This window comes from Candidatus Accumulibacter vicinus (genome assembly GCF_000584955.1).
In the GTDB taxonomy this organism is placed as follows: Bacteria; Pseudomonadota; Gammaproteobacteria; order Burkholderiales; family Rhodocyclaceae; genus Accumulibacter; species Accumulibacter vicinus.
On sequence record NZ_JDSS02000044.1, the window covers coordinates 2,425 to 10,076 of the forward strand.

The following is a 7,652-nucleotide window of genomic DNA, read 5'->3' on the forward strand; positions in this document are numbered from 1 at the left end:
GGCGGCCCAGCCGCGCCGGCTGGACGGCCTGCGCCTGCTGGTCGTCGAGGACAACGAGCTGAATCAGATCATTGCGCGCGAACTGCTGGCCAGTCAAGGGGCTCAGATCGACATCGCGGCCGATGGCGAGCAGGGGGTGGCGGCCGTGCGGACGGCGCAAGTGCCTTACGATGCCGTGCTGATGGACATCCAGATGCCGGTGATGGACGGCTTCGCCGCGACGCGCGCCATTCGCCAGGAACTCGGTCGGCACGACCTGCCGGTGATCGCCATGACCGCCAATGCCATGCTTTCGGACCGTACCGCCTGCCTGGCGGCCGGCATGGACGACCATGTCGGCAAGCCGGTCAATCTCGCCAATCTGGTCGACGTACTGCTGAAACACGTCCGGCCGGTCGATCGCCGCGTCGAAAGCGACCTGACGCCACCGGCGGCGCGGTCGGCAGCACAGCAACCCGCGCTGCCGACTGCGCCGGTCGCGGTGCTCGACGTGGCCGCGGCACTGGCCACTCTGGACGGCGACAGACTGCTCTATGGTCGGCTCCTGAACGCGTTTCTGGAGCAGCTCGAGCGTGCTCCGGACGAACTGGATCGTCTCCTCGAAGGTGGCGACCTGACGGCGGCGGCGCGCCTGTTGCACACTTTCAAGGGTCTTGCCGCAACGGTCGGCGCGAGCCATCTGTCGGTCGTCGCGGCGGCGGGTGAAAGCGGGCTGCGGCAGGCCGAAGATCGCTCGCCGGATCAACTGCGCGCCGAGTTTCGCGTCGCGGCAGCCGAAGCCGGCCGCAGTTTGCGCCAGGTGCTGCGGGACGAGGTTCCGGGTTCCTGACACCCACCGGTGGTCGCCGCTGGCGAAAATTGACAGCGCCCGCCGGGCATCCCTATACTCCGGGCGTTGCCGGTGGATTCTCCACCCCGCCACCACGATGAGCACCTGGAGTTGTCCATGAACGATGCCCACCGCCGGCGCGGCCCGCCAGCGACCTTCGACGACGCCTGCCGGCTGATCCGGGAACTGCAAAGTCAAAACGAAGCATTGTCGGCCGAGCTCGCGGCGCGCGAGCAGGCGGCAAGCGATCTCCAGTTCAGCGAAGCACAGTATCGAGCGGTCATCGAAACCTCGCCGGACGGCTTCTGGGTGGTCGACCGGGAGGGCTACCTGCTCGAGGCAAACGAAACCTATGCTCGCCTGTCCGGTTACAGCCGCGCCGAACTGCGCGGCATGCATGTCGCCGAGCTGGAGGCGGAGGAAAATCGAGCGGCCGTGATGGCCCACATGGAAAGGGTCGTCGAGCAAGGTAGCGATCTGTTCCAGACCCGGCATCGTGCGAAAAGCGGCCGCCTCTGGCACGCCGAGATCAACGTTTCGTACTGGCCGCTGGCCGGCCGTCGCTTTTTCGCCTTCGTGCGCGATGTGCATCGACGGCAGCGCGCCGAAGTCCTCGTGCGGGCGCGGCTGCACCTGTCGGATCTTGCCCGCAACGGGACTCTCGAAGAACTGCTGCGCACCGCGCTGGACATCGCCGAAGCGTTCACCGCCAGCGAGATCGGTTTTTTTCATTTCGTGGACGCCGACCAAGAGCAGCTCACCAGGCAGGCCTGGTCGTCCCAGACGCTGCAGATGTGCGCTGCGCCTGCTTTACAGGAGCACTGTGCGATCGGCGAGGCGGGCGTATGGGTCGAGGCTTTCCACCGTCGCGCGCCGGTCATCCACAACGACTACGCCCACCTCCCCGGCCGTAAGGGCTTGCCGCCGGGCCACTCGGCGCTGACCCGGCAACTCACGGTTCCCCTCCTGCGCGGCGAAGCGGTGGTGGCGATCGTCGGTGTCGGCAACAAGCGGGAGGACTATACCGACGACGACGTGACGATGCTGCGCGAACTGGCGTCGATGACCATGGACCTGGTCGAGCGCAAGCAGGTCGAACGCCGCATCGTCGAGAGCCGCAATGAACTGCAGCGGGTCTACGATTCCGTGCCGGTGATGATCTGTCAGTTGGACCCGGACCACAAGGTGGTCGAAGCGAACGCTTTCTTTCGCTCGCGCACCGGTTGGCCGGACAACCCGATCAACTTGTCGAACCGCGCCTGCGACCTGCTGGGTTGCGTCCATGCACTCGACGATGCGCGGGGTTGCGGCTTCGGGCCGGCCTGTCGAAACTGCACGCTGCGGCGCTCCATCCAGGACACGATCGACACCGCGCAGCCCCATGTCGGCATCGAGTACCAGACGCGGCTGCGCATCGACGACGTCGAGAGCGACTTCACCGCGCTTTGCTCGACCGCAAGGATACGGAAGAACGGCGAGACCCGGATCTTGCTGAGCCTGATCGACATCACCGACCGCAAGCGCGCCGAACTCCACCTGGCACAGAGCAACGAGCGCCTGCGGCAGCTTTCGCAACGGCTGCTGTCGGTCCAGGAAGAGGAGCGGCGCGCCCTGGCGCGTGAGCTGCACGACGACTTCGGCCAACAACTGGGGGCGCTCAAGGTCAATCTGGCGATGCTCGAACGTGATGTCGAGCACGCCGGTCATCGCCGCCGCCTGGCCGACTGCATCGAGATCGCACAGTACGCCCGCGAGCACATCCAGGACACCGCCCGCCGACTCCGCCCGCCGATCCTCGATGACCTCGGTCTGGCCGAAACCCTGCGCTGGTACGCGCGCAGTCAGGCCGAACGCGCCGGCTGCGTCGTCGAAGTCAATGACCGCCTGGCCAACCTGTCGCCCGAGCTCGAAACGGCGGCATTTCGCATCGTCCAGGAAGCGGTCAGCAATGCCATCCGGCACGGCAAGGCGCGGCGCATCGTGATCGACGCGGCGGTCGATGGCAGAGACCTGTCGCTGGTGATCGCGGACGATGGTTGCGGTTTCGACCCGCAGGCGATTTCCTACGGTTTCCAGTCGGGCCTCGGGCTGATCGGCATGCGTGAGCGCAGCGCGCTGCTCGGCGGGAGATTCGCGCTCGCCAGCCAGCCGGGCAGGGGCGTGCGCATCGCGGTCACGCTTCCCTTGTTGCCAGCCGCGTCGTGAAACCGCTGCGCGTCTTGCTGGCCGACGACCATACCCTGATGCGGGCCGGTCTGCGCAAACTGGTCGAAGGGATCCAGGGTTTCCAGGTCATCGCCGAGGCGAGCGATGGGCGCGAAACGGTCCGTCTGGCACGCGAGAGGGAACCGGATATCGTGCTGCTCGACATCAGCATGCCGGGGTTGAACGGCCTCGACGCCACGGCGCTGATCGTCAAGGCGGTGCCGGCGACACGCGTCGTCGTCCTGTCGATGCACACCACCGAGGGTTACGTGCTGGCGGCGCTACGCGCCGGCGCGGTCGGCTATGTCGTCAAGGACGCCGCGGTCGACGAACTGGAGCGCGCCCTGCGCGCCGTCGGCAACGGGCAGGGCTGGCTCAGCCCGGTCGTCTCTCGCCACCTGTTCGACGACTATCTGCGGCTGGCCGCCAGCCGGGAAGACGCCGCCTCATCGGCGGTCGGCAATGAGCTATTGACCCCCCGTCAGCGCGAAATCCTGCAACTCGTCGCCGAGGGCTGCACGACGCGCGACATCGCCAAGCGGCTGTGCGTCAGCCTGCGCACCGTCGAAACCCACCGTGCGCAACTCATGGAACGGCTCAACATTCACGACGTTGCCGGATTGACGCGCTTCGCCATTCGCAGCGGCCTGGTCGACCCTTTCCGCTGATTCGCCCGAAATCCGTAGTTTTCCCCGCCTGGAATACCGAACATTCTGGATGCCTCGACCTGCCCACCGGGCGCTAAAGTGCTTCGTCGGTGATCAGGGGATTCCCTGGTCGCCACCTTGAGCTTTCGACCCGCTTTTCGTCGGTTGTGCCGGCTGCCCTGGCGGACACTCGTGGCGCAGAACGGCAGACCTGGTGTCGCTTGGCTGGCTGGCGATTCGGTCATTCGTCGGCAGCGCTTGCCCAGCCACCAGAGGTTTCCATCGTTGAACGAAGCGCGTTCCTCCGCAGTGCGCACGCCGGCCACCGCCCCAGGCCGCGGCGAGCGAGGGCGTTCACCATTCCGCCGCCCGCTGCTGGCAGTGGCGACCCATCTCGACGCCTGGTTCTGGGGCATTGCGCTGCTGTGGACGCTGCTGATCCTGGCGCTGGCCGGCGGGCAGGTGTACCAAAGCCGGGCCACGGCGTGGGCGATGGCAAGGAATCTGGCCGAGGAACGCCACAACAAGGACGTGCTTTTCCGACGCTGGGCGAGCCGGCACGGCGGCGTCTATGCGCCGATGACCGAGCAGACCCCGCCCAATCCCTATCTCGACGTGCCCGAGCGGGAAGTGCTTACTCCCTCCGGGCGGACGCTGACGCTGATCAATCCGGCCTATATGACGCGGCAGTTGCACGAAATGGAAGCCGTTGCCAGCGGGGTGCGCGGCCATATCACCAGCCTGCAGCCCATCCGGCCGGCCAACGCGCCCGACGATTGGGAGAGACAGGCGCTCGAGTCTTTCGAACGCGGTCAGAGCGAAGCCGTTTCGCTGGAGACGATCGACGGGCAAACCCATTTGCGCTTCATGCGGCCCCTGATCGCCGACAAGCCCTGCCTGAAATGCCATGCCAAGCAGGGTTATCGCGAGGGCGACATCCGGGGCGGCATCAGCGTCGCCGTGCCCTGGGAGCCTTATCGACAAGCGCTCAACGGACAAGTGATGGCTACCGCAGGCGGTTACGGTGCCGTCTGGGGGCTGGGTTTGCTGGGCCTCGGCTGGGGTCGCCGGCGACTGCGCGCGGAGTTGAGCGAACGCAAGCAGCGCGAGGAGACACTGCGGCGCAACGAAGCGAAGCTGGAGAGTATTTTTCGCGCCGCACCGGTCGGCATGGGGCTGGTCAGCCGACGCATCATCCTCGAAGTCAACCCGACCTTGTGCCAGATGACCGGCTATTCGCCGGCCGATCTGTGCGGGCGCGACGCCCGCCTGCTCTACCTCGACGACCACGACTACGCTCGCGTCGGCAAGGAAAAGTACCGCCAGATTGCCGAACGCGGCGTCGGGACAGTCGAGGTGCGCTGGCAGCGCAAGGACGGCGAGATCATCTGGATCGTCCTCAGCTCGGCGCCACTCGACATCGACGATCTGAGCAAGGGAGTCACTTTCTCGGCGCTCGACATCAGCGAGCGCAAACGGGCCGAGGAACGGCTCGCACACCTGATCTACCATGACGATCTGACCCGCTTGCCCAACCGTGTCCTGCTCACCGACCGCCTGCAACAGGCCATGGCGCAGAGCCGGCGCGACCAGCGGAAACTGGCGGTCGTCTACCTGGACCTCGATGGCTTCAAGCCGCTCAACGACACCTGGGGACACGAGCGAGGCGACCAGGTCCTGGTCGAGGTGGCCCGGCGCCTCAAACAGTGCGTGCGCGCCGGCGACACCGTGGCACGCCTGGGCGGCGACGAATTCGTGGTGCTGCTCGGCGACCTCGATGATGTCGAGGAATGCGAACTGGCCCTGGGTCGTGTGTTCGCCACCCTCGAGCACCCCTTTGCGATCGCCGGTCAGCCGCTGCCGCTGGCGGCCAGCCTGGGCGTGACGATCTATCCCGACGACGAGGCCGATCCGGAGGTTCTCTTGCGTCATGGCGACCAGGCGATGTACGCCGCCAAACAGGCCGGCGGGCACCGCTACCACTGGTTCGACGCCGACTACGACCGGCGCGCCCGGGGCCATCGGGATCTGCTCGATCGCGCCGAAACCGGTCTCACGGCCGGGGAATTCTGCCTGCATTACCAGCCCAAGGTCGACATGCGCAGTGGAGCGGTGATCGGCGCCGAAGCCCTGATCCGCTGGGCGGACCCCGAACGCGGCTTACTCTCGCCGGCCCGCTTCATGCCGGCGATCGAAAACAGCGAACTGGCGATCACCGTCGATCGCTGGGTGATGGCGGAGTCCTTACGCCAGATCAGCGCCTGGGCCAAACACGGCCTGCATTTGCCGGTGAGCGTCAACGTCTGCGGGCGGCACCTGCAGCAGCCGGATTTTGTCGCCCGGCTGCAATCCGTGCTGGCCGAACATCCGGCGCTGCCGGCGGACGGGTTCGAGCTCGAGATCCTGGAAACGGCCGCCCTCGACGACATCGCGGAAGTCTCCCGGCGAATCGAAGACTGCCGGCGTCTGGGCGTACGCTTCTCGCTCGACGACTTCGGTACCGGCTACTCGTCGCTGACCTATCTCAAGCATCTGCCGGTGCAGTCGCTGAAGATCGACCAGTCCTTCGTGCGCAACCTGCTGGTCGATGCCGACGCGCAGGCCATCGTCGAGGGCGTGATCGGCCTGTCGGTGGCCTTTCGGCGCGAGGTGATCGCCGAGGGCGTGGAGACCGACGCGCATGGCTGCCAATTGCTGCGCCTGGGTTGCAACCTGGCGCAAGGCTATGGCATTGCACGGCCGATGCCGGCGGAGGAGATCCCCGCGTGGATTGCCGGCTGGTGTCCACCGGCCGCCTGGAGCGATGAAGCCGGTCTGCGCGTGACCGGCATGCGGCTGCGGCCGCGGCCGCAAGGCAGCGAGTGACATGGTGGTGCCTGTGTTGCCGGTCGATGACCTGCGGCGCGGCCCGCAGATCGGCTGCCGGACGCGGCCGGCACACCGGAAATGGCGCCAGATCCGCAGTTTTCCCCTCCCGGAATACCCAGAAGTGATCGTCGTCGGCCGACCGACGACCACGGCTTCCGCCTTCCATGACCACGCTCTTTGTCCCAAACCTCACAGGAGAACCTCTCATGTTCAAGAATCTTCGTATCGGCATCCGTCTTGGCGTCGGATTTGGCGTCGTGTTGTTGCTCATGGCCATCGTCACGGCGCTCTCCTATACGCGCCTCCACCTGCTTGCCAAGCAACTCGACGTCGTGGTCAACGACAAATTTCCGAAGACCGTATGGTCCAACGACATCATCGACAACGTGAACCTGATCGCGCGCGCTTCGCGTAACGCGCTGCTGCTCAAGGATCCGAACGAAGCGAACAAGGAACTGGAGCGTATCGCCGAGGCGCGCAAGCTTGTGGCGGAACGTTTGGCGCAACTTCAGAAGGCGGCCGCTTCCGACACCGAAAAGAAGCTTCTCGATGAGACGGTGGCCCTGCGCCAGGTGTTCGTCGCGGACGGCGATAAATTCATCACCATGGTCAAGGACCGCAACATCGAGGCAGCCCGCCCTTTTCTGCTGACCGTCATGCGCAAGTCGCAGCTTGACTACATGAATTCGGTCGAGAAACTCATCGACTATCAGACCGAGTTGATGGAAAAGGCGGGCAAGGATGCCGAGAAACTGGCCGATGACAGCGGGGTGCTGATCGTCAGCCTGGCCCTCCTCGCATTCGCTATCGGAGCGGCACTCGCCTACTAGATCACTCGCTCGATCACCGGGCCAGTTGCCGCCGCCGTCGCCGCGGCCGACGCGCTGGCGGCGGGCGACCTGACGATCGCGATCGAGGAGACCGGCCGGGACGAGGTCGGGAGTCTGATGCGCTCGCTGCAAACGATGATCGCCAAGCTCGCGGAAATCATCGGCGAAGTGCGCGGCGCCGCCGACAACCTCTCGAACGCTTCCGGCCAGGTGTCGGCCACTGCCCAGTCGCTATCGCAGTCGTCGAGCGAACAGGCGGCGTCGGTCGAAGAA

General features: G+C 66.0%; 5 protein-coding genes. All 5 read left to right on the forward strand.

The genetic code is table 11. The annotated features are described in order from the left end of the window. Nucleotides 1-829 (forward strand): hybrid sensor histidine kinase/response regulator (locus CAPSK01_RS24010; RefSeq protein WP_273704089.1); only part of this gene is annotated, 829 nt, incomplete at its 5' end. Between the two features lie 117 nt (nucleotides 830-946). Then, entirely contained in the window at nucleotides 947-3,034 is a 2,088-nt protein-coding gene (locus tag CAPSK01_RS24015; RefSeq protein WP_273704090.1) for a PAS domain S-box protein, read from the forward strand. Beyond that, on the forward strand, nucleotides 3,031-3,702 hold the full coding sequence (locus CAPSK01_RS19040; RefSeq protein WP_273704091.1) for a response regulator transcription factor: 672 nt from the start codon (nucleotides 3,031-3,033) through the stop codon (nucleotides 3,700-3,702). Before CAPSK01_RS24015 ends, CAPSK01_RS19040 begins: the two co-directional genes overlap by 4 nt. Nucleotides 3,703-3,966: 264 nt before the next feature. After that, nucleotides 3,967-6,546 carry an EAL domain-containing protein gene (locus CAPSK01_RS19045; protein ID WP_273704092.1) on the forward strand — a complete coding sequence of 860 codons (2,580 nt, stop codon included), beginning with the start codon at nucleotides 3,967-3,969 and terminating at the stop codon, nucleotides 6,544-6,546. 209 nt (nucleotides 6,547-6,755) lie between these two features. Beyond that, a complete protein-coding gene (locus CAPSK01_RS19050; protein WP_273704093.1) occupies nucleotides 6,756-7,379 on the forward strand; it encodes an MCP four helix bundle domain-containing protein in 624 nt (207 codons plus the stop codon). Nucleotides 7,380-7,652: the final 273 nt, after the last annotated feature.

Excerpts from the sequence above, each read along its gene's own strand:
- CAPSK01_RS24015 (WP_273704090.1), top strand. The coding sequence starts at position 947 with ATGAACGATGCCCACCGCCGGCGCGGCCCGCCAGCGACCTTCGACGAC.
- CAPSK01_RS19050 (WP_273704093.1), top strand. The coding sequence starts at position 6,756 with ATGTTCAAGAATCTTCGTATCGGCATCCGTCTTGGCGTCGGATTTGGC.